Source organism: Streptomyces sp. NPDC001852 (genome assembly GCF_042891825.1).
Lineage (GTDB): Bacteria > Actinomycetota > Actinomycetes > Streptomycetales > Streptomycetaceae > Streptomyces.
On the sequence record NZ_JBIATN010000004.1, the window covers coordinates 346,403 to 366,741 of the forward strand.

At 71.0% G+C, this 20,339-nt stretch carries 19 protein-coding genes; 17 read left to right on the top strand and 2 right to left on the bottom strand.

Going from position 1 to position 20,339, the window contains the following annotated elements; genetic code table 11:
• Nucleotides 1–9 precede the first annotated feature (9 nt).
• The gene (locus ACFYZB_RS09610) at nucleotides 10–1,365 is read left to right on the top strand and encodes a replication-associated recombination protein A (protein WP_388756256.1); all 1,356 of its coding nucleotides are present in this window, start codon (nucleotides 10–12) and stop codon (nucleotides 1,363–1,365) included.
• A 317-nt stretch (nucleotides 1,366–1,682) separates the two neighbouring features.
• Nucleotides 1,683–2,297, top strand: a complete 615-nt coding sequence (gene rpsD / locus ACFYZB_RS09615) for a 30S ribosomal protein S4 (protein WP_055705441.1) — start codon at nucleotides 1,683–1,685, stop codon at nucleotides 2,295–2,297.
• A 107-nt stretch (nucleotides 2,298–2,404) separates the two neighbouring features.
• Here the strand turns inward: rpsD and ACFYZB_RS09620 are convergent, their stop codons facing one another.
• On the bottom strand, nucleotides 2,405–4,612 hold the full coding sequence (locus ACFYZB_RS09620; RefSeq protein ID WP_388756258.1) for an ATP-binding protein: 2,208 nt from the start codon (nucleotides 4,610–4,612) through the stop codon (nucleotides 2,405–2,407).
• A gap of 152 nt (nucleotides 4,613–4,764) precedes the next feature.
• Here ACFYZB_RS09620 and ACFYZB_RS09625 point away from each other — a divergent pair, with 152 nt between their 5' ends.
• The 13 genes from ACFYZB_RS09625 to nusB all read left to right on the top strand — a co-directional run bounded on the left by ACFYZB_RS09625 (nucleotide 4,765) and on the right by nusB (nucleotide 17,751).
• Nucleotides 4,765–5,199, top strand: coding sequence for a DUF948 domain-containing protein (locus tag ACFYZB_RS09625; RefSeq protein ID WP_106962777.1), 435 nt, complete (start codon nucleotides 4,765–4,767; stop codon nucleotides 5,197–5,199).
• A gap of 16 nt (nucleotides 5,200–5,215) precedes the next feature.
• The gene (locus tag ACFYZB_RS09630; protein WP_388756262.1) at nucleotides 5,216–5,563 is read left to right on the top strand and encodes a hypothetical protein; all 348 of its coding nucleotides are present in this window, start codon (nucleotides 5,216–5,218) and stop codon (nucleotides 5,561–5,563) included.
• Complete coding sequence (gene alaS / locus ACFYZB_RS09635; RefSeq protein ID WP_388756265.1) at nucleotides 5,563–8,235, top strand: alanine--tRNA ligase; 2,673 nt, start codon at nucleotides 5,563–5,565, stop codon at nucleotides 8,233–8,235. The genes ACFYZB_RS09630 and alaS overlap by 1 nt, the downstream gene beginning before the upstream one ends.
• Nucleotides 8,236–8,308: 73 nt before the next feature.
• The gene (gene ruvX / locus ACFYZB_RS09640) at nucleotides 8,309–8,773 is read left to right on the top strand and encodes a Holliday junction resolvase RuvX (RefSeq protein WP_031161763.1); all 465 of its coding nucleotides are present in this window, start codon (nucleotides 8,309–8,311) and stop codon (nucleotides 8,771–8,773) included.
• Nucleotides 8,774–8,899: 126 nt separating this feature from the next.
• Nucleotides 8,900–10,573 (top strand): endolytic transglycosylase MltG, encoded by a 1,674-nt coding sequence (mltG, locus tag ACFYZB_RS09645; RefSeq protein WP_388756268.1) that lies wholly within the window; start codon nucleotides 8,900–8,902, stop codon nucleotides 10,571–10,573.
• Complete coding sequence (locus ACFYZB_RS09650; RefSeq protein ID WP_388756270.1) at nucleotides 10,554–11,393, top strand: shikimate dehydrogenase; 840 nt, start codon at nucleotides 10,554–10,556, stop codon at nucleotides 11,391–11,393. Before mltG ends, ACFYZB_RS09650 begins: the two co-directional genes overlap by 20 nt.
• Nucleotides 11,394–11,555: 162 nt before the next feature.
• Nucleotides 11,556–12,740, top strand: coding sequence for a chorismate synthase (gene aroC, locus ACFYZB_RS09655; protein WP_388756272.1), 1,185 nt, complete (start codon nucleotides 11,556–11,558; stop codon nucleotides 12,738–12,740).
• Nucleotides 12,741–12,772: 32 nt separating this feature from the next.
• Entirely contained in the window at nucleotides 12,773–13,255 is a 483-nt protein-coding gene (locus tag ACFYZB_RS09660; protein WP_351211701.1) for a shikimate kinase, read from the top strand.
• Nucleotides 13,252–14,343: a 3-dehydroquinate synthase gene (gene aroB / locus ACFYZB_RS09665; RefSeq protein WP_388756274.1), complete on the top strand. Its 1,092-nt coding sequence runs from the start codon at nucleotides 13,252–13,254 to the stop codon at nucleotides 14,341–14,343. The genes ACFYZB_RS09660 and aroB overlap by 4 nt, the downstream gene beginning before the upstream one ends.
• A gap of 164 nt (nucleotides 14,344–14,507) precedes the next feature.
• Nucleotides 14,508–15,392: a Pro-rich N-terminal domain-containing protein gene (locus ACFYZB_RS09670; protein WP_388756276.1), complete on the top strand. Its 885-nt coding sequence runs from the start codon at nucleotides 14,508–14,510 to the stop codon at nucleotides 15,390–15,392.
• Nucleotides 15,393–15,579: 187 nt separating this feature from the next.
• On the top strand, nucleotides 15,580–16,698 hold the full coding sequence (locus ACFYZB_RS09675) for an aminopeptidase P family protein (protein WP_388756279.1): 1,119 nt from the start codon (nucleotides 15,580–15,582) through the stop codon (nucleotides 16,696–16,698).
• A 49-nt stretch (nucleotides 16,699–16,747) separates the two neighbouring features.
• Nucleotides 16,748–17,314: an elongation factor P gene (gene efp / locus ACFYZB_RS09680; RefSeq protein WP_225836740.1), complete on the top strand. Its 567-nt coding sequence runs from the start codon at nucleotides 16,748–16,750 to the stop codon at nucleotides 17,312–17,314.
• Between the two features lie 2 nt (nucleotides 17,315–17,316).
• Nucleotides 17,317–17,751 (top strand): transcription antitermination factor NusB, encoded by a 435-nt coding sequence (gene nusB, locus ACFYZB_RS09685; RefSeq protein WP_388756283.1) that lies wholly within the window; start codon nucleotides 17,317–17,319, stop codon nucleotides 17,749–17,751.
• Between the two features lie 169 nt (nucleotides 17,752–17,920).
• Here the strand turns inward: nusB and bldD are convergent, their stop codons facing one another.
• The gene (gene bldD / locus ACFYZB_RS09690) at nucleotides 17,921–18,424 is read right to left on the bottom strand and encodes a transcriptional regulator BldD (protein WP_014671524.1); all 504 of its coding nucleotides are present in this window, start codon (nucleotides 18,422–18,424) and stop codon (nucleotides 17,921–17,923) included.
• A gap of 253 nt (nucleotides 18,425–18,677) precedes the next feature.
• On the opposite strand from bldD, the gene pyrR reads away from it, so the two are divergent.
• Together pyrR and ACFYZB_RS09700 are read left to right on the top strand one after the other, a co-directional pair.
• Nucleotides 18,678–19,256, top strand: coding sequence for a bifunctional pyr operon transcriptional regulator/uracil phosphoribosyltransferase PyrR (gene pyrR, locus ACFYZB_RS09695; protein ID WP_388756286.1), 579 nt, complete (start codon nucleotides 18,678–18,680; stop codon nucleotides 19,254–19,256).
• 91 nt (nucleotides 19,257–19,347) lie between these two features.
• Nucleotides 19,348–20,334, top strand: a complete 987-nt coding sequence (locus ACFYZB_RS09700; protein ID WP_388756288.1) for an aspartate carbamoyltransferase catalytic subunit — start codon at nucleotides 19,348–19,350, stop codon at nucleotides 20,332–20,334.
• Nucleotides 20,335–20,339: the final 5 nt, after the last annotated feature.

Sequence of the window (20,339 nt, forward strand, 5' to 3'; positions counted from 1 at the left end):
GGTTTCAGCGTGGAACCCGACCTGTTCACCGCCGCAGCAGAAGAACGCCAGGAGAAGTACCCGGCAGCGAGCCCCCTGGCGGTGCGGATGCGCCCGCGCAGCCTCGACGAGGTCGTGGGTCAGCAGCATCTGCTGAAGCCCGGCTCCCCCCTGCGCCGGCTGGTCGGGGAGGGCTCCGGCGGCCCGGCCGGACCGTCCTCGGTGATCCTGTGGGGTCCGCCCGGCACCGGCAAGACCACCCTGGCGTACGTCGTCTCCAGGGCGACGAACAAGCGGTTCGTGGAGCTGTCGGCGATCACCGCGGGCGTCAAGGAGGTCCGCGCGGTCATCGACGGCGCCCGCCGCGCCACCGGCGGCTTCGGCAAGGAGACCGTCCTCTTCCTGGACGAGATCCACCGCTTCAGCAAGGCCCAGCAGGACTCCCTGCTCCCGGCGGTCGAGAACCGCTGGGTGACCCTGATCGCGGCCACCACGGAGAACCCGTACTTCTCGGTGATCTCGCCCCTGCTGTCCCGTTCGCTCCTGCTGACCCTCGAACCGCTCACCGACGCCGACATCCGCGGCCTGCTGAGGCGCGCCCTGACCGACGAGCGCGGTCTGAAGGACGCCGTCGGCCTCCCCGGGGACACCGAGGAGCATCTGCTGCGCATCGCCGGCGGCGACGCCCGCCGGGCCCTGACCGCCCTGGAGGCCGCCGCCGGAGCCGCCCTGGACAAGGGCGAGACCGAGATCGGCCTGGAGACCCTGGAGCAGACGGTCGACCGGGCGGCGGTGAAGTACGACCGCGACGGCGACCAGCACTACGACGTCGCCAGCGCCCTCATCAAGTCCATCAGGGGCTCCGACGTCGACGCGGCCCTGCACTACCTGGCCCGCATGATCGAGGCCGGCGAGGACCCCCGCTTCATCGCCCGCCGGCTGATGATCTCGGCGAGCGAGGACATCGGGCTGGCCGACCCCAACGCCCTCCCCATAGCCGTCGCCGCCGCCCAGGCCGTCGCGATGATCGGCTTCCCCGAGGCCGCGCTCACCCTCAGCCACGCCACCATCGCCCTCGCGCTGGCCCCCAAGTCCAACGCGGCGACCACCGCCATCGGCGCCGCCATGGAGGACGTACGCAAGGGCCTGGCCGGACCGGTGCCGCCCCACCTGCGCGACGGGCACTACAAGGGCGCCGCCAAGCTCGGCCACGCCCAGGGCTACGTCTACCCGCACGACCTGCCCGAGGGCATCGCCCAGCAGCAGTACGCCCCGGACGCCCTGAAGGACCGCGAGTACTACACCCCGACCCGGCACGGCACCGAGGCGCGGTACGCGGACGCGGTGGAGTGGACCCGCAAGCGCCTCGGTCGCAGGCGGTCCTGAGCGCCCTGTAGACTTGCCCGAAGTGCCGAGTCCCGCGCAGTCAGAGCGGGACAGCCGGCCGGAGTCCGGCCCCCGGGGCCAGTCCTCGGGAAAACGGACTCCAGGAGCGTCGCGCACCGTCGAACGGTGTCGCGGGCAGCCCACCACCACCCGGAGCTCCGGGACGGTCGGTGGGCCACTCGCGTGCTGCACGTATGTGCCCAGACCAGGGGAGCGGCTGCCCGGCAGGTCCCACGCGGACCCGGCGGGATTCCCCGGCTGCGGATGCGACCTCCCCTAACTCTGACGAGCCGAACACTACGAAAGAGATTGAGACAGTGGCGAACCAGTCCCGCCCCAAGGTCAAGAAGTCGCGTGCCCTCGGCATCGCGCTGACCCCCAAGGCCGTCAAGTACTTCGAGGCCCGCCCCTACCCGCCGGGCGAGCACGGCCGCGGCCGCAAGCAGAACTCGGACTACAAGGTCCGTCTGCTGGAGAAGCAGCGTCTGCGCGCGCAGTACGACATCTCCGAGCGCCAGCTGGTGCGCGCCTACGAGCGTGCGTCCAAGGTCCAGGGCAAGACCGGTGAGGCCCTGATCGTGGAGCTCGAGCGCCGTCTCGACGCCCTGGTCCTGCGTTCGGGCATCGCCCGCACCATCTACCAGGCCCGTCAGATGGTCGTCCACGGCCACATCCAGGTCAACGGCCAGAAGGTCGACAAGCCGTCCTTCCGTGTCCGCCCGGACGACGTCGTGCAGGTCCGCGACCGCTCCAAGGACAAGACGCTCTTCACGATCGCCCGCGAGGGTGGCTTCGCCCCCGAGGGTGAGACCCCGCGCTACCTGCAGGTGAACCTCAAGGCCCTGGCGTTCCGCCTGGACCGCGAGCCGAACCGCAAGGAGATCCCGGTGATCTGCGACGAGCAGCTCGTCGTCGAGTACTACGCCCGCTGACCCCAGCCACGGCGTAACACTTCGGCCCGCCGTCTCCCCGCCCGGCCCCGCCGGGCGGGTGAGGCGGCGGGTTCTGCCTTTTCCGAGGATTCCTATTCCGAGGATTCCTACGTGTCGGGCAGGTCCGGTCCTTCGGACAGTGCGGGCTGGTGGGGGCCGGCCGCGCCACGCGGCGCAGCCGCATGTCGATACGGCCCCGCGCCCCTTCGGGGCACATCCGCCCCCCGCGGCGCCGGCAGTGCCCCCAAGGGGCGCACCGCACCATGCCCCAGCGCCCGGTCGACCGCCGTCGCACGGTCCAGCAGAGCACCTTCCCGCACACACTCCTCGTACCGGGCATCGCCCAGAGCCTGCCGCGCGAGCGCCTCGCACCGCTCGTGCGGCGCGTTGTAGTGCGCCGAGCCGAAGAGGGGCAGGCCCACCGAGGGCCATATGCGGGCGGCGGCGCCCTGGAGGAGAGCCGCCTCGGCAGGGTCACCCTCGGCCGCCGTGACCAGGGCGAGCAGCTCGATCGTCAGCACCGAACCGAGCAGGTCGTGGAAGGCGTGGGCATTGCGCAGGCAGTCCGTCAGCAGCTCCCGCGCGCTGTCCAGAGCTCCTTCCTGCCAGGCCGCGTACGCCAGCACGTACAGCGCGTAACTGCGGGCCCAGCGCTCCCCGTGGTCCTCGCACACCCGGCGCACGTCCTCGCACAGCCGTACCGCGTCCGGCAGGTCCCCCTGGAAGGCCCGCGTCATCGCCAGCTCCACCTGGCCCATCAGCACGTTGCTGTTGAGCTCGCCGATCCCCTGATAGCGGTCCAGCGCCGACCGCAGCAGCGTTTCTGCACGGACCAGGTCATCGGTGACCAGCGCCAGACAGCCGGTGCGGTGCTCGGCGTACGCCACCGCCGTCGCATCCGCGACCCGCTCGGCCTGCTCCCGGCACTCCCGCAGCGCCGCCAGCGCCGGCACGGTGTCGCCCTGGAGGATCGCCACATAGCCGAGCACCCACAGCGCCTTCAGCCGCGACTGCTCGTACTCCGACTCCAGCTCCACGCTGCGCGCCAGCCAGCGGCGCCCCTCCGCGAGCCGCCCGCAGCCGACCCAGCAGAACCACAGCGACCCCGCGAGGTACTGCCCGAGATGGGCTTCCTCCGGTTCGGTCAGACAGAACTCCAGCGCCGCCCGCAGATTGGGCAGCTCCGCCTCGACCCGCGCGGCGACCTCGCCCTGCCGGGGCGAGAACCAGTCCAGCTCGCACCAGGTCGCCAGGCCCAGGTACCAGTCCCGGTGCCGCCTGCGCAGCCGGCCCGTGTCCCCGACCCCCTCCAGCCACTCGGCGCCGTAGGCCCGGACCGTGTCCAGCATCCGGTAGCGAGGGCCCGCCGGGCTCTCCTCACGGGTCACGACCGACTGGGACAGCAGCTCCGACAGCACGTCCAGGACGTCCTCGGCGGCCAGCCCGTCCCCGCTGCACACATACTCGGCCGCCTCCAGGTCGAAGGTCTGCGCGAACACCGAGAGACGCGCCCACAGCAGCCGCTCGGCGGGCGTGCACAGCTCGTGGCTCCAGCCGATGGCGGTGCGCAGCGTCTGGTGCCGGGCCGGAGGGCCCCCGGGGACGGGATGCGACCCGTTTCCTGCCGTCAGCAACCGGAACCGGTCGTCCAGCCGCCCCAGTAACTGCGCCGGGGACAGCGCCCGCAGCCGCCCGGCCGCCAGTTCCAGTGCCAGTGGAATCCCCTCCAGCCGCCGGCACAACTCGCGCACCTCGAAGCCGTCGGACACCTCCAGCCCCTGCTCCCGGGCCCGGTCGATGAGCAGTTCCACCGCCTCGCCCTCGCCGAGCGGCGCCAGCGGGAACAGCCGCTCGCCCGCCAGCCCCAGCGGACGCCGGCCCACGGCCAGCACCCGCAGCTCCGGCAGCCTCCGCAGCAGCTCCGCCGTCAACTCGGCACAGGCGTCCGCCAGATGCTCGAACCCGTCCAGCACCAGCAGGGCCGGACGGCCGGCGAGATGCTCCAGCAGCGTCTGCCGGGGCGGCCGGGCGGTGTGGTCGGTCAGCCCCAGGGCCTCCGCCACCGCGTACTCCACGAACTGCGGATCGCGCACGGGCGCCAGCTCCACCCGCCCCGCCCCCGCCTCCCACCCGGCGGCGAACCGCGCCGCCAGCCGGGACTTGCCGACACCGCCGACCCCGGTCACGGTCACCAGTCGCGCCCCGCCGAGCGCGCACGCCAGCCCGGCGAGTTCGGCCGAGCGCCCCACGAAAGTGGTCAGTTCCAGGGGCGGATCGCCGTCGGGGAAAGGATCTGGGCGCTGAGAACCTCGCATGGGACACGGAGCGTACTGAAACGTGTTCACTGCGTACAATCGCTTCCCGCAACTCCGTCCGCGCCGCCCGGTAATCCGGTACGGAGCCCCGGCCACGGCGCGATAGGCTCGGACACGACTTTTTCGATGGTGAGGCACGTTTCAGGGAGCGGGTGCGCACAGTGTCCGGTGGAGAGGTGGCCGGGATCCTGGTGGCCGTCTTCTGGGCGATCCTGGTCTCCTTCCTCGCGGTGGCTCTCGCGAGGCTGGCCCAGACGCTCAAGGCGACCACCAAGCTGGTGGCGGACGTGACCGACCAGGCCGTCCCGCTGCTCGCCGACGCCTCCGCCGCCGTGCGTTCCGCGCAGACCCAGATCGACCGAGTCGACGCGATCGCCTCCGACGTCCAGGAGGTCACGTCGAACGCCTCCGCGCTGTCGACCACGGTCGCCTCCACCTTCGGCGGCCCGCTGGTCAAGGTCGCGGCGTTCGGCTACGGCGTCCGCCGGGCGCTGGGCGGCCGCAAGGAGGACGTGCCCGCGAAGGCGCCCCGGCGTACCGTGATCGTGGGCCGCACGGTCCCTGCCGCGCGACGCAAGCGGAAGTAAGGACTGAGACCGAGCGATGTTCCGCCGTACGTTCTGGTTCACCACCGGTGTCGCCGCCGGTGTGTGGGCGACCACCAAGGTCAACCGCAAGCTGAAGCAACTGACCCCGGAGAGCCTCGCCGCCACCGCGGCCAACAAGGCCCTGGAGACCGGTCAGCGCCTGAAGGACCGCGCGGTGGGCTTCGCGCTCGACGTCCGCGACAACATGGCCGAGCGGGAGGCCGAGCTGGAGGAGGCCCTGGGGATCCACGAGAATCCCGAACTCCCGGCGCCCCGACGGTACACCGCCATCGAGAACGACCGCAGCAACCCGAAGTACATCGAAGCCCCGACGTACTCGTACAACCGGAATGAGGACCACTGATGGAGTCGGCCGAGATTCGCCGCCGCTGGCTGAGCTTCTTCGAGGAGCGCGGGCACACCGTCGTCCCTTCGGCGTCGCTCATCGCGGACGACCCGACTCTGCTCCTCGTCCCCGCCGGCATGGTGCCCTTCAAGCCCTACTTCCTGGGTGAGGTCAAGCCGCCGTTCCCGCGCGCCACCAGCGTGCAGAAGTGCGTGCGCACGCCCGACATCGAAGAGGTCGGCAAGACCACGCGCCACGGCACGTTCTTCCAGATGTGCGGCAACTTCTCCTTCGGCGACTACTTCAAGGAAGGCGCCATCAAGCTCGCCTGGGAGCTGCTCACCAGCCCCCAGGACAAGGGCGGTTACGGCCTGGAGCCGGAGAAGCTCTGGATCACCGTCTACAAGGACGACGACGAGGCCGAGCGCATCTGGCACGAGGTCGTCGGCGTGCCGAAGGAGCGCATCCAGCGCCTCGGTATGAAGGACAACTACTGGTCCATGGGCGTCCCCGGCCCGTGCGGCCCCTGCTCCGAGATCAACTACGACCGCGGCCCCGAGTTCGGCGCCGAGGGCGGCCCCGCCGTCAACGACGAGCGGTACGTGGAGATCTGGAACCTCGTCTTCATGCAGTACGAGCGCGGCGAGGGCACCGGCAAGGACAACTTCGAGATCCTCGGTGACCTGCCGAGCAAGAACATCGACACCGGCCTCGGCCTGGAGCGGCTCGCCATGATTCTGCAGGGCGTGCAGAACATGTACGAGATCGACACCTCCATGGCCGTCATCAACAAGGCCACCGAGCTGACCGGCGTCCGCTACGGCGACGCCCACGCCTCGGACGTCTCCCTCCGCGTGGTCACCGACCACATGCGCACCGCCACCATGCTCATCGGCGACGGTGTCACCCCCGGCAACGAGGGCCGCGGTTACGTGCTGCGCCGCATCATGCGCCGCGCCATCCGCAACATGCGCCTGCTGGGTGCCACCGGCCCGGTCGTCAAGGACCTCCTCGACACCGTGATCCAGATGATGGGCCAGCAGTACCCCGAGCTGGTCACCGACCGCGAGCGCATCGAGAAGGTCGCCGTCGCCGAGGAGAACGCCTTCCTCAAGACGCTGAAGGCCGGCACCAACATCCTCGACACCGCCGTCACCGAGACCAAGCAGGCCGGTGGCACGGTCCTGGCCGGCGACAAGGCCTTCCTGCTCCACGACACCTGGGGCTTCCCGATCGACCTCACCCTGGAGATGGCCGCCGAGCAGGGCCTCTCCGTGGACGAGGAAGGCTTCCGCCGCCTGATGAAGGAGCAGCGGGAGCGCGCCAAGGCCGACGCCCAGGCCAAGAAGACCGGCCACGCCGACATGGGCGCCTACCGTGAGATCGCCGACACCGTCGGCGAGACCGACTTCATCGGCTACTCCGACACCGAGGGCGAAACCACGATCGTCGGCATCCTCGTCGACGGCGTCTCCTCGCCGGCCGCCACCGAGGGCGACGAGGTCGAGGTCGTCCTGGACCGCACCCCGTTCTACGCCGAGGGCGGCGGCCAGATCGGCGACACCGGCCGGATCAAGGTCGACTCCGGCGCCGTCATCGAGGTCCGCGACTGCCAGAAGCCGGTCCCGGGCGTGTACGTCCACAAGGGCGTCGTCCAGGTCGGCGAGGTCACCGTCGGTGCCAAGGCCCACGCCTCGATCGACGCCCGCCGCCGCAAGGCCATCGCCCGCGCCCACTCGGCCACCCACCTGACCCACCAGGCCCTGCGCGACGCCCTCGGCCCGACGGCTGCCCAGGCTGGTTCGGAGAACCAGCCCGGCCGCTTCCGCTTCGACTTCGGCTCCCCGTCCGCCGTGCCGACGGCCGTGATGACCGACGTCGAGCAGAAGATCAACGAGGTGCTCGCCCGCGATCTCGACGTGCACGCCGAGGTCATGGGGATCGACGAGGCCAAGAAGCAGGGCGCCATCGCCGAGTTCGGCGAGAAGTACGGCGAGCGGGTCCGCGTGGTGACCATCGGCGACTTCTCCAAGGAGCTGTGCGGCGGCACGCACGTGCACAACACCGCCCAGCTGGGCCTGGTGAAGCTGCTCGGCGAGTCCTCCATCGGCTCCGGTGTCCGCCGTATCGAGGCCCTGGTCGGTGTGGACGCCTACACCTTCCTCGCCCGCGAGCACACGGTCGTCAACCAGCTGACCGAGCTGCTCAAGGGCCGACCGGAGGAGCTGCCGGAGAAGGTCTCCTCGATGCTCGGCAAGCTGAAGGACGCCGAGAAGGAGATCGAGAAGTTCCGCGCCGAGAAGGTGCTGCAGGCCGCCGCCGGTCTCGCCGAGTCCGCCAAGGACGTGCGCGGCGTGGCCGTCGTCACCGGCCAGGTGCCGGACGGCACCACCCCGGACGACCTGCGCAAGCTGGTCCTCGACGTGCGCGGCCGCATCCAGGGCGGACGTGCCGCGGTCGTGGCCCTCTTCACCGTCAACAACGGCAAGCCGCTGACGGTCATCGCCACCAACGAGGCCGCCCGCGAGCGCGGCCTCAAGGCCGGTGACCTGGTCCGCACCGCCGCCAAGACCCTCGGCGGCGGCGGTGGCGGCAAGCCGGACGTGGCCCAGGGCGGCGGCCAGAACCCGGCCGCCGTCGGCGAGGCCGTCGAGGCCGTCGAGCGCCTCGTCGCCGACACTGCCAAGTGACGGCGAAGAAGACGACGGACAAGACGACGAACACGACGGCGACGAAGACGGCGAAGTAAGGAAACGGTCGGAAATGCGCAGAGGACGTCGACTTGCGATCGACGTCGGGGACGCCCGGATCGGGGTCGCCTCGTGCGACCCCGATGGGATCCTCGCCACACCGGTGGAGACCGTCCCCGGCCGGGACATCCCCGCCGCCCACCGCCGCCTTCGTCAACTGGTGGAGGAGTACGAGCCGATCGAGGTCGTCGTCGGGCTCCCTCGCTCCCTCAAGGGGGGCGAGGGCCCGGCCGCCGTCAAGGTCCGCGCCTTCGCCCAGGAGCTGGCCAAGGGCATCAAGCCGGTGCCGGTGCGCCTGGTGGACGAACGGATGACGACCGTGACGGCCAGTCAGGGGCTGCGCGCCTCGGGGGTGAAATCGAAGAAGGGCCGCTCGGTCATCGACCAGGCCGCCGCCGTCATCATCCTGCAGCAGGCCCTCGAATCCGAACGAGTGTCAGGTAAAGCACCCGGCGAGGGCGTCGAAGTGGTCATCTGATCGCGATACGGTAACGTTCCGCGCGATGTGCCGGTGTTCGAACAGCCGGCACATAGCAAGAGGAGGCGGAACGGAAGCGGGCCCACCGGCCGCGTGACCGGTCGGCCTCGCGGCTCTAGGGGATCGATGACTGAGTATGGCCGGGGCCCGGGCTCCGAACCGTGGCATCCGCAGGACCCGTTGTACGGGGACGGCGGATGGGAAGGGCAGCAGGCCCACGTCGGCCGGCAGCCTGCCTACGGCGGCCAGCCGCAGCAGCAGTACCCGCAGCAGCCGCAGTACGGCGACTGGAACCAGCAGCAGCACCCCGGGTACGGCCACGAGCAGTACCCGTACTACGACGAACAGGGCCACCAGCAGTACGCCGGTCACACCCAGCAGCAGTACCAGCAGCAGGGCGGCTGGGAGGCGGCCGGTCCCCATGGCCAGGTGCCGTACCAGCCGGACCCCGGTGACCCCTACGGCCGGCAGCCCGTCGGCTACGGCGGCGAGCAGCCCGACTTCTACGGCACCGAGGACGCCTACCCGCCGCCGGTGCCGCCCGGCCGCAGGCACCCCGAGCCGGAACCCGAACCCGAGCCCGAGGCCGCGCCCGACGAGGAGCACCCCTTCTTCACGGGAGGCGGCGACGAAGACGACGACGAGGAACACGAGCTCCAGAGCCGTCGCGACCGGCGCGGCAAGGGGAAGAAACCCGCCAAGAAGGGCCAGAAGCGACGCAACGGCTGCGCCTGCATGGTCGTCGTCCTGGTCTTCGGTGGCGGCGTCGCCACGGCGGGTTACTTCGGCTACAAGTTCTACCAAAATCGTTTCGCCCCGGCGCCCGACTACACGGGCGACGGCACCGGCCAGACCGTGACGGTCGAGATCCCCAAGGGTGCGGGCGGCTGGGACATCGGCAACCGCCTGAAGCAGGCCGGTGTCGTCAAGAGCGCCGAGGCCTTCGTGCACGCGCAGGGCGCCGTTCCCGGCGGCGGCAGCATCCAGGCCGGCGTGTATCTCCTGAAGAAGGAGATGTCCGCCGCCAGCGCCGTGAAAATGATGCTGGACCCGAAGAGCCAGAACATCGTCATGGTGCGTCCGGGTGAGCGCAACGCAGCTGTCTACCAGGCGATCGACAAGAAACTCGAACTCTCCGCCGGCTCCACCGAGAAGCTCGCCAAGCAGGAGTACAAGAACCTCGGTCTGCCGGCCTGGGCGCAGAACACGGCGAACAGCAGCGAGATCAAGGACCCGCTGGAGGGCTTCCTCTTCCCGGGCAGCTATCCGGCCGCCAAGGGCATGAAGCCGGACGCGATCCTGAAGCAGATGGTCGCCGAGGCCAGGTCCAAGTACGACGCCTACGGTCTCACCTCCAAGGCGCAGGCGCTGGGCCTGAACAACGCGTTCGAGCTGGTCACGGTCGCGAGCCTGGTGCAGGCCGAGGGCAAGACGGACGACGACTACCGCAAGATGGCGGAGGTCGTCTACAACCGCCTCAAGCCCACCAACACCGAGACGAACCAGTTGCTGCAGTTCGACTCGACGTACAACTACCTCAAGGGCACGAGCAACATCCACATCTCCGAGAAGGAGATCAACAGCAACACCAGCCCGTACAACACCTACCGGCACAAGGGGCTCCCGCCCGGTCCGATCGGCAACCCCGGCGAGGACGCGCTCAGGGCGGCGCTGAATCCGACGCACGACGGCTGGATCTATTTCGTGGCGACCGACGGTGTGAACAACACCGAATTCGCGAAGACCTACGCCGAATTCAAGCAACTCAAGGAAAAGTTCAATGCCAGCTCGGGCAACTGACGCCCGCCGGGCCGCCGTACTCGGCAAGCCCATCGCCCACTCCCTCTCCCCGGTGCTGCACCGGGCCGCGTACGACGAGCTGGGGCTCGGCGAGTGGTCGTACGACCGCTTCGAGGTGGACGAGGCAGGTCTGCCCGGTTTCCTCGAGAAGCTGGGTCCCGGGTGGGCGGGGCTGTCGCTGACGATGCCGCTGAAGCGGGCGGTCATCCCGCTGGTGGACGAGATCAGCGAGACGGCCGCCTCCGTCGACGCCGTCAACACCGTGGTGTTCACCGAGGACGGCCGCCGCCTCGGCGACAACACGGATATCCCGGGCATGGTGGCCGCCCTGCGCGAGCACGGCATCGAGCAGGTCGACTCCGCCGCGATCCTCGGCGCCGGCGCCACCGCCTCCTCCGCGCTCGCCGCCCTCGCCCGGATCTGCACCGGCGAGGTCGTCGCCTACGTCCGCAGCGAGGCCCGCGCCGCCGAGATGCGGCAGTGGGGCGAGCGGCTCGACGTGGAGGTGCGTACGGCGGACTGGGCGGACGCCGAGCAGGCGCTGCGCGCACCGCTGGTGATCGCCACCACGCCCGCCGGCACCACCGACGCCCTCGCCGCCGCCGTGCCCGAGTGCCCCGCCACCCTCTTCGACGTGCTCTACGATCCCTGGCCGACCGAACTGGCGGCCCGCTGGTCCATGTTCGGAGGTGCCGTGGTCAGCGGCCTCGACCTGCTGGTCCACCAGGCCGCCCTGCAGGTCGAGCGGATGACCGGCCGGTCCCCGGCGCCCCTGGAGGTCATGCGCCGAGCCGGTGAGAAGGCGCTCGCCGCCCGCTGATCGCTCCGGCCACGTCCGCCCTGTGGACCGGTGACCGGAATCCGGCCCCGGACGTGGGAGGATCGGAGGTGGCGGGCCGGGGTCGCGCACCCGGTCGCCGTCGCCGTGCGCGAGGACATGCGTACGCAGGGCAGTACCGGGCGCGAACACTGAGGAGCACCGTTGAGCAGGCTGCGTTGGCTGACCGCGGGGGAGTCCCACGGTCCCGCACTTGTCGCGACGCTGGAGGGGCTTCCCGCCGGCGTGCCGATCACCACGGAGATGGTGGCGGACCACCTGGCGCGGCGGCGGCTCGGCTATGGCCGTGGTGCGCGCATGAAGTTCGAGCGGGACGAGGTCACCTTCCTGGGCGGCGTCCGGCACGGCCTCACCCTCGGCTCCCCGGTCGCGATCATGGTGGGCAACACCGAGTGGCCCAAGTGGGAGCAGGTCATGGCGGCCGACCCGGTCGACCCGGAGATCCTCGCGGGTCTGGCCCGTAACGCGCCGCTCACCCGGCCCCGCCCCGGCCACGCCGACCTGGCCGGCATGCAGAAGTACGGTTTCGAAGAGGCCCGCCCGATCCTGGAGCGCGCCTCCGCCCGCGAGACGGCCGCCCGGGTGGCGCTGGGCGCGGTGGCGCGCTCGTACCTGAAGGAGACCGCGGGCATCGAGATCGTCTCGCACGTCGTCGAGCTGTGCTCCGTGAAGGCTCCGCAGGGGGTGTACCCCACGCCGGCCGACGTCGAGAAGCTGGACGCCGACCCGCTGCGCTGCCTGGACGCGGACGCCTCGAAGGCGATGGTCGCGGAGGTCGACCAGGCGCACAAGGACGGCGACACGCTCGGCGGTGTGGTCGAGGTGCTGGCGTACGGCGTCCCGGTCGGCCTCGGGTCGCACGTGCACTGGGACCGCAAGCTGGACGCCCGGCTCGCCGGTGCCCTGATGGGCATCCAGGCGATCAAGGGCGTCGAGATCGGCGACGGCTTCGAGCTGGCCCGGGTGCCCGGCTCCAAGGCGCACGACGAGATCGTGGGCACGCCCGAGGGCATCAAGCGGGTCTCCGGTCACGCCGGCGGCACCGAGGGCGGCCTGAGCACCGGCGAGCTGCTGCGGGTGCGGGCCGCGATGAAGCCGATCGCGACCGTGCCGCGGGCGCTGCAGACTGTGGACGTCGCCACCGGCGAGGCCGCCCAGGCCCACCACCAGCGCTCGGACGTCTCCGCCGTGCCGGCCGCCGGCATCGTCGCCGAGGCCATGGTCGCGCTCGTCCTCGCCGACGCGGTCGCCGAGAAGTTCGGCGGCGACTCCGTGGCCGAGACCCGCCGCAACGTGCGGTCGTACCTCGACAACCTCGCGATCAGGTGAGCGCCGTGCCAGCGGTCGTCCTGGTCGGCCCGATGGGCGTCGGCAAGTCCACCGTCGGCCGGTTGCTCGCCGAGCGCCTCGGGCTCGGCTACCGGGACACCGACGAGGACATCGTCGCCGCCGAGGGCCGCACCATCGCCGAGATCTTCGTCGACGAGGGCGAGCCCGCGTTCCGCGCCATCGAGAAGCGCGCCGTGCATGCCGCTCTCGCCGAGCACGAGGGTGTCCTCGCGCTCGGCGGCGGGGCGATCCTCGACGCCGACACGCGCGCGCTGCTCGCCGGGCGGCGGGTGGTCTACCTCTCCATGGACGTGGAGGAGGCCGCCAGGCGCACCGGGCTGAACGTGGCCCGGCCGCTGCTCGCGGTCAACCCGCGCAAGCAGTGGCGCGAGCTGATGGAGGCCCGGCGGCACCTGTACGAGGAGGTCGCCACCGCCGTCGTGGCGACCGACGGCCGTACCCCCGAAGAGGTCACCCAACAGGCGCTCGACGCACTGGAGTTGAAAGAAGCATGAGCGAGGCAGTCACCCGGATCCAGGTCGCCGGCACCGCGGGCACCGACCCCTACGAGGTGCTGGTCGGGCGCCAACTGCTCGGTGAGCTGGCCGGGTTGATCGGCCAGAAAGCCAAGCGGGTCGCGGTGATCCACCCCGAGGCGCTGGCCGAGACCGGTGACGCGCTGCGGGCCGACCTGGCCGAGCAGGGCTACGAGGCGGTCGCCATCCAGGTGCCGAACGCCGAGGAGGCCAAGACCGCCGAGGTCGCCGCCTACTGCTGGAAGGCGCTCGGCCAGTCCGGCTTCACCCGCTCCGACGTCGTCGTCGGCGTGGGCGGCGGCGCGACCACCGACCTCGCCGGCTTCGTCGCCGCGACCTGGCTGCGCGGGGTGCGCTGGATCGCCGTCCCGACCACCGTGCTGGCCATGGTGGACGCGGCGGTCGGCGGCAAGACCGGCATCAACACCGCCGAGGGCAAGAACCTCGTCGGCGCCTTCCACCCGCCGGCGGGCGTCCTGTGCGACCTGGCCGCCCTGGACTCCCTCCCGGTCAACGACTACGTCTCCGGACTCGCCGAGGTCATCAAGGCCGGCTTCATCGCCGACCCGGTGATCCTCGACCTGATCGAGTCCGACCCCGAGGCCGCCCGGACCCCGGCGGGCCCGCACACGGCCGAGCTGATCGAGCGCTCGATCCGGGTGAAGGCGGAGGTCGTCTCCTCGGACCTGAAGGAGTCGGGCCTGCGCGAGATCCTCAACTACGGCCACACGCTCGGCCATGCCATCGAGAAGAACGAGCGCTACAAGTGGCGGCACGGCGCCGCGGTCGCCGTCGGCATGCACTTCGCCGCCGAACTCGGCCGTCTGGCGGGCCGGTTGGACGACGCGACGGCGGACCGCCACCGTACGGTCCTGGAGGCGGTCGGCCTGCCGCTGCACTACCGCTACGACCAGTGGCCCAAGCTGCTGGAGACGATGAAGATCGACAAGAAGTCCCGCGGCGACCTGCTGCGCTTCATCGTGCTCGACGGCCTGGCCAAGCCGACCGTCCTGGAGGGCCCGGACCCGGCCGTCCTGCTCGCCGCGTACGGCGAGGTCGGGAGCTGAGTCCCCGACTGTTCCGTCCGTCCGATTGCCCTTCCGAAGTGGGCACTTCGAGCCGCCCCCGTCCGTTTCACCAAACGACGGCGGGGGACGGTACCGTTCGGTAGGCAGCGGGCTCACCCCCGCTGCCAGCACGAATTGCCTTGTACGAGACGGAGTGGCAACGGATGCAGCACGCAGTGGGGTCTCCGCTGCCGCCGCCCCACCAGCCGGGGCAGCTGCCGCACGCCGGCTGGTCGTCGGCCGCACACCACCCGGGCCCGCACCCGGGAGCCTCCCAGGGGCCCGTCCCCGTGCCCCCGCCGCCGGGCTTCCCGGCCCCCACCGGCGTCGTCCCGCCGACGCCCCCGCAACCCCCGGCGCCCCAGCCCCCGGCACCCCAGGCCACCGCCGCGCCGGCACCCGACACCACCGGTCACGTCCCGCTGCCGCCCGGCGGCCCGGTCGGCGTGCCCACGGTGCCCCCGGCTCCCGCCGCGGCCCCCGACCCGGCGGCGACCACGCTGGCCGTCCTGCTGATCGGCCCGGCCGGCGCGGGCAAGACCAGCGTCGCCAAGTACTGGGCGGACCACCGCCGCGTGCCCACCGCTCACATCAGCCTGGACGACGTCCGCGAATGGGTCCGCTCGGGCTTCGCCGACCCCCAGTCCGGCTGGAACGACAACTCCGAGGCCCAGTACCGCCTGGCCCGCCGCACCTGCGGCTTCGCCGCCCGCAACTTCCTCGCCAACGGCATCTCCTGCATCCTCGACGACGCGGTCTTCCCGGACCGCCCGGTCGTCGGCCTCGGCGGCTGGAAACGCCACGTCGGCCCCGGCCTGCTCCCGGTCGTCCTCCTCCCCGGCCTGGACATCGTCCTGGAGCGCAACGCCGAGCGCACCGGCAACCGCCGCCTCACCGACGAGGAGGTGGCCCGTATCCACGGCCGCATGGCGGGTTGGTACGGCTCGGGCCTGCCGATCATCGACAACTCGCAACTGGACATCCCGGGCACGGCACAGGTTCTGGACGAGGTCCTGGCCAGAGCGATAGCAAGCCCACCGAGCTGGTGAGCAAGGGGGGACCGGTCCACGTGAGGGGCGCGGGGCTGTATCTGATGTGCGGCTCCGCCGCGTGGGCGCGAGTGCCTCCCATGGACCCGCACCCGGTGATCCACAGGCACCACCCCCCACCTGCCCCGCCACCCCACTCGGCCCCCACAAATCGGCACAACCGCCGCAAAACTCCTACGCTCGTCTCATGTCAGAGGTGTACGCGACCCGCCGATCCCGGCTGAGAGACCACTTCACCGCGGCCGGCACCGCGGCAGCGCTCGTCACCCGCCCAGCCAACGTGCGCTACCTCGCCGCCGCAGCCCCGCAGGGCTCCGCGCTGCTGCTCGGCAAACGCGAGGACCTCCTCGTATGCGTCGGCCAGCCCGACGACCGCCCCTCCGAGGGCCGCCCGGACGAGAACCTGCGCCTGCACGTCCTCCCACCGAACGGCACCGGGGTCGGCGGTGATGCCGCGGTCGTGGCGGCGGACCTGGCCGTGGCGCAGGACGCCGACTCCCTGGCCGTCGAGGAGCACCACCTCACGGTCGCCCGGCACAGAGCGATCGCCGCGGTCGCCCCCACGCTGCGCCTCGGCGACCTCGGCGCGGCCGTGGAACAGCTCAGGGTGGTCAAGGACGAGGAGGAGATCTCCTGTCTGCGCATCGGTGCCGAGATCGCCGACCAGGCCCTCGGTGAACTGCTGGAGTCCATCCTGGTCGGCCGCACCGAGCGGCATCTCGCGCTGGAGCTGGAGCGCCGTCTCGTCGACCACGGCGCCGACGGCCCGGCCTTCGCCACCTCGGTCGCCACCGGGCCGAACTCCGGCCGCCGCGGGCACCGCCCCACCGACCGGCGGGTGGAGGAGGGCGACTTCCTCTCCGTGTGCCTGGGCGCGACCTACCGCGGCTACCGCTGCGAGATCGGCCGTACCTTCGTGATCGGCACCTCGCCCGCCGAGTGGCAGATCGAGCTGTACGACCTGGTCTTCGCCGCTCAGCGCGCCGGACGCGAGTCCCTGGCGCCCGGCGCCGTGTACGCCGACGTGGACCGTGCGGCACGCCAGGTGCTGGACTCGGCCGGCTATGCGGAGGCCCTGCCCCCGCTGACCGGACACGGCGTCGGACTCGAAATCGACGAGGACCCGCAGTTGGCGCCCGCGGCCATGGGTAAACTGGACGCTTGCGTGCCGGTCACCGTCGAACCGGGGGTCCACCTCCCGGGCCGGGGCGGTGTCCGGATCGATGACACGCTCGTCGTACGCCCCGAGGCGGACGGCGGACCCGAGCTACTCACCATCACGACCAAGGAGCTGCTCGCCCTCTAGGCAGTGGCGTGCGCCGGGGTCGTACGTCAGTCCAGGAGATTCCGCAACCGTGGCTTCCACGAACGACCTCAAGAACGGCATGGTGCTCAAGCTCGAAGGCGGCCAGCTCTGGTCCGTCGTCGAGTTCCAGCACGTCAAGCCCGGCAAGGGCCCGGCCTTCGTGCGCACCAAGCTGAAGAACGTGCTGTCCGGCAAGGTGGTCGACAAGACCTTCAACGCCGGCGTCAAGGTCGAGACCGCCACTGTCGACAAGCGCGACATGCAGTTCTCGTACATGGACGGCGACTACTTCGTCTTCATGGACATGGAGACCTACGACCAGCTGCACATCGACCGGAAGGCCGTCGGCGACGCCGCCAACTTCCTGATCGAGGGCTTCACCGCCACCGTCGCCCAGCACGAGGGCGAGGTGCTCTTCGTCGAGCTGCCGGCCGCAGTCGAGCTGACCATCGCCGAGACCGAGCCGGGCGTCCAGGGCGACCGCTCCACCGGTGGCACCAAGCCCGCCACCCTGGAGACCGGCCACCAGATCCAGGTCCCGCTCTTCATCACCACCGGTGAGAAGATCAAGGTCGACACCCGCACCAGCGACTACCTCGGCCGGGTGAACAGCTAACCGTGGCTGCCCGCAACACGGCCCGCAAGCGCGCCTTCCAGATCCTCTTCGAGGGCGACCAGCGCGGCGCCGACGTCCTGACGGTCCTCGCGGACTGGATCCGGCTGTCCCGGTCCGACACCCGGCAGCCGCCGGTCAGCGAGTACACCATGCAGCTGGTCGAGGGCTACGCCGAGCACGCGACGCGGATCGACGAGCTGATCGCCCAGTACGCGGTCGGCTGGACGCTCGACCGGATGCCGGTCGTGGACCGCAACATCCTGCGGCTGGGCGCGTACGAGCTGATCTGGGTCGACGAGACCCCGGACGCCGTCGTCCTGGACGAGATGGTGCAGCTGGCCAAGGAGTTCTCGACGGACGAGTCGCCCTCGTTCGTGAACGGCCTGCTGGGCCGGTTGAAGGAGCTCAAGCCGTCCCTGCGCCGGGACGGGGCGTAAGGGCCCGGTACGACCATCGCCGGAGGGCCCGCAGCATGCCTGTGCTGCGGGCCCTCCGGCATTTTCCGTCAGGCAGCGAACCTCAGGCCGTGAAAAAGCCGCCGGGGTGGCCGGAACGTGAAGTCCCGGCCACCCCGGCGGCACGTTTCTGCTCAGGCGCTGGAGGAGGTCACGCCTCTTCGTGCGTCGCCACCGCGCGGCGCGCGTCCGCGTCCAGGACGCCCCAGCTGATCAGCTGCTCGGTGAGGACCGAGGGGGACTGGTCGTAGATGACGGCGAGCGTGCGCAGGTCGTCCTGGCGGATGGAGAGCACCTTGCCGTTGTAGTCACCGCGCTGGGACTGGATCGTGGCCGCGTAGCGCTGCAGGGGGCCCGCCTTCTCGGCCGGCACGGTGGCCAGCCGCTCCAGGTCCAGGACCAGCTTCGGCGGCGGCTCGGCGGCGCCGCCCGGCGTGGTGCCCGGCAGCAGCTCCTGCACCGGAACGCCATAGAAATCGGCCAGCTCGGCGAGTCGCTGCACGGTCACCGCACGGTCGCCGCGCTCGTAGGACCCGACCACCACGGCCTTCCAGCGACCCTGTGACTTCTCCTCGACACCGTGGAGGGAAAGGCCCTGCTGGGTGCGGATGGCCCGGAGCTTGGCCCCGAGCTGTTTGGCGTATTCGCTGGACATATAGCTCCCCGGACACTGTGTCGACGCGGCCGGAGGGTGTTCCCGCCGCGCGGCTGGTAACTCACTGTGAGGTTACGCAGCGTGACTCTCCTGCGTCAAGCCGAATGGTCCACCCCGACTCTTCCGTGGTAGCGGCGGCCCATTACGCCAGGGGGGTGATCGGGGGCCTCCCCGTGACCTGCTAGGGTTGATGGCGCAAATCAGGCGTCCTTTAAGGTCCGTCCCGTGAGGCGGAGAAGGAGGTCCTTTTCGTATGGACAAGCAGGAATCGCACGCGGCCCCGCATCCCGATGCGCGGCCCGTTCTCGAAGGCCCCGACATCGCGCGGGTGCTGACCCGTATCGCCCACGAGATCGTCGAGCGCGCCAAGGGCGCCGACGACGTGGTGCTCCTCGGCATTCCGACCCGGGGCGTCTTCCTCGCCCAGCGGCTCGCCGTCAAACTGGAGCAGATCACCGACCGCAAGATCCCGGTCGGCTCGCTCGACATCACCATGTACCGCGACGACCTGCGCATGCACCCGCCGCGTGCGCTGGCCCGCACCGAGATCCCCGGTGACGGCCTCGACGGCAAGCTGGTCGTCCTCGTCGACGACGTGCTCTTCTCGGGCCGCACCATCCGCGCCGCCCTCGACGCCCTGAACGACATCGGGCGCCCCCGCGCGGTCCAGCTCGCGGTCCTGGTCGACCGCGGCCATCGCGAACTGCCCATCCGCGCCGACTACGTCGGCAAGAACCTCCCCACGTCGCTGCGGGAGACGGTCAAGGTCCAGCTCGCCGAGGAGGACGGTCGTGACACCGTGCTGCTCGGTGTGAAGCAGACCGGCCAGTAGCAACTCAGGCGCCGGGCCGCTTCGGCATGCCCGTACACGCGCCGGTTTGCACCGATCCTCCCGACCTGAACTGCCTTACGGAGCCTGACAGATGCAGCGTCATCTCATCTCGGCCGCCGACCTCACCCGCGAGGACGCCGTCCTGATCCTCGACACCGCCGAGGAGATGGCCCGGGTCGCCGACCGGCCGATCAAGAAGCTGCCGACCCTGCGCGGCCGCACGATCGTCAACCTCTTCTTCGAGGACTCGACGCGCACGCGGATCTCCTTCGAGGCCGCCGAGAAGCGCCTGTCCGCCGATGTCATCAACTTCTCCGCCAAGGGCTCGAGCGTCTCCAAGGGCGAGTCCCTGAAGGACACAGCCCAGACCCTGGAGGCCATGGGCGTCGACGCCGTCGTCATCCGGCACGGCGCCTCCGGAGCCCCGTACCGCCTCGCGAACTCCGGCTGGATCGACGCGGCCGTCATCAACGCCGGTGACGGCACCCACCAGCACCCCACCCAGGCCCTGCTGGACGCCTTCACCATGCGCCGCCGGCTGATCGGACGGGACGCCGGGCTCGGCCAGGACCTGTCCGGCAGGCGCGTCACCATCGTCGGCGACGTCCTGCACAGCCGGGTCGCCCGCTCCAACGTGGACCTGCTGCACACCCTCGGCGCCGAGGTCACCCTGGTCGCCCCGCCCACCCTGGTGCCGGTCGGCGTCGAGACGTGGCCGTGCGAGGTGGCGTACGACCTCGACAGCGCGCTGCCCAAGTGCGACGCCGTGATGATGCTCCGCGTCCAGCGCGAGCGGATGAACGCCGCCTTCTTCCCGACCGAGCGCGAGTACTCCCGCCGCTACGGCCTCGACGGCGAGCGCATGGCCAGGCTGCCCGAGCACGCCATCGTGATGCACCCCGGCCCGATGGTGCGCGGCATGGAGATCACCGCCGAGGTCGCCGACTCCGACCGCTGCACCGCCGTCGAGCAGGTCGCCAACGGTGTCTCCATCCGGATGGCGGTGCTGTACCTGCTGCTGGGCGGAAACGAGCCCGCCGTCACCCACACCCGCCCCACCGGTTCCGAGGAGAAGTAAGACCC

Bases quoted from the DNA above. Each gene is read 5' to 3' on its own strand.
- ACFYZB_RS09650 (WP_388756270.1), top strand. From the start codon at position 10,554: ATGCCAGCTCGGGCAACTGACGCCCGCCGGGCCGCCGTACTCGGCAAG.
- ACFYZB_RS09620 (WP_388756258.1), bottom strand. From the start codon at position 4,612: ATGCGAGGTTCTCAGCGCCCAGATCCTTTCCCCGACGGCGATCCGCCC.
- ruvX (WP_031161763.1), top strand. From the start codon at position 8,309: ATGCGCAGAGGACGTCGACTTGCGATCGACGTCGGGGACGCCCGGATC.
- ACFYZB_RS09675 (WP_388756279.1), top strand. From the start codon at position 15,580: ATGTCAGAGGTGTACGCGACCCGCCGATCCCGGCTGAGAGACCACTTC.
- ACFYZB_RS09660 (WP_351211701.1), top strand. From the start codon at position 12,773: ATGGGCGTCGGCAAGTCCACCGTCGGCCGGTTGCTCGCCGAGCGCCTC.
- ACFYZB_RS09670 (WP_388756276.1), top strand. From the start codon at position 14,508: ATGCAGCACGCAGTGGGGTCTCCGCTGCCGCCGCCCCACCAGCCGGGG.
- aroB (WP_388756274.1), top strand. From the start codon at position 13,252: ATGAGCGAGGCAGTCACCCGGATCCAGGTCGCCGGCACCGCGGGCACC.
- bldD (WP_014671524.1), bottom strand. From the start codon at position 18,424: ATGTCCAGCGAATACGCCAAACAGCTCGGGGCCAAGCTCCGGGCCATC.
- alaS (WP_388756265.1), top strand. From the start codon at position 5,563: ATGGAGTCGGCCGAGATTCGCCGCCGCTGGCTGAGCTTCTTCGAGGAG.
- pyrR (WP_388756286.1), top strand. From the start codon at position 18,678: ATGGACAAGCAGGAATCGCACGCGGCCCCGCATCCCGATGCGCGGCCC.
- ACFYZB_RS09630 (WP_388756262.1), top strand. From the start codon at position 5,216: ATGTTCCGCCGTACGTTCTGGTTCACCACCGGTGTCGCCGCCGGTGTG.
- mltG (WP_388756268.1), top strand. From the start codon at position 8,900: ATGACTGAGTATGGCCGGGGCCCGGGCTCCGAACCGTGGCATCCGCAG.
- ACFYZB_RS09700 (WP_388756288.1), top strand. From the start codon at position 19,348: ATGCAGCGTCATCTCATCTCGGCCGCCGACCTCACCCGCGAGGACGCC.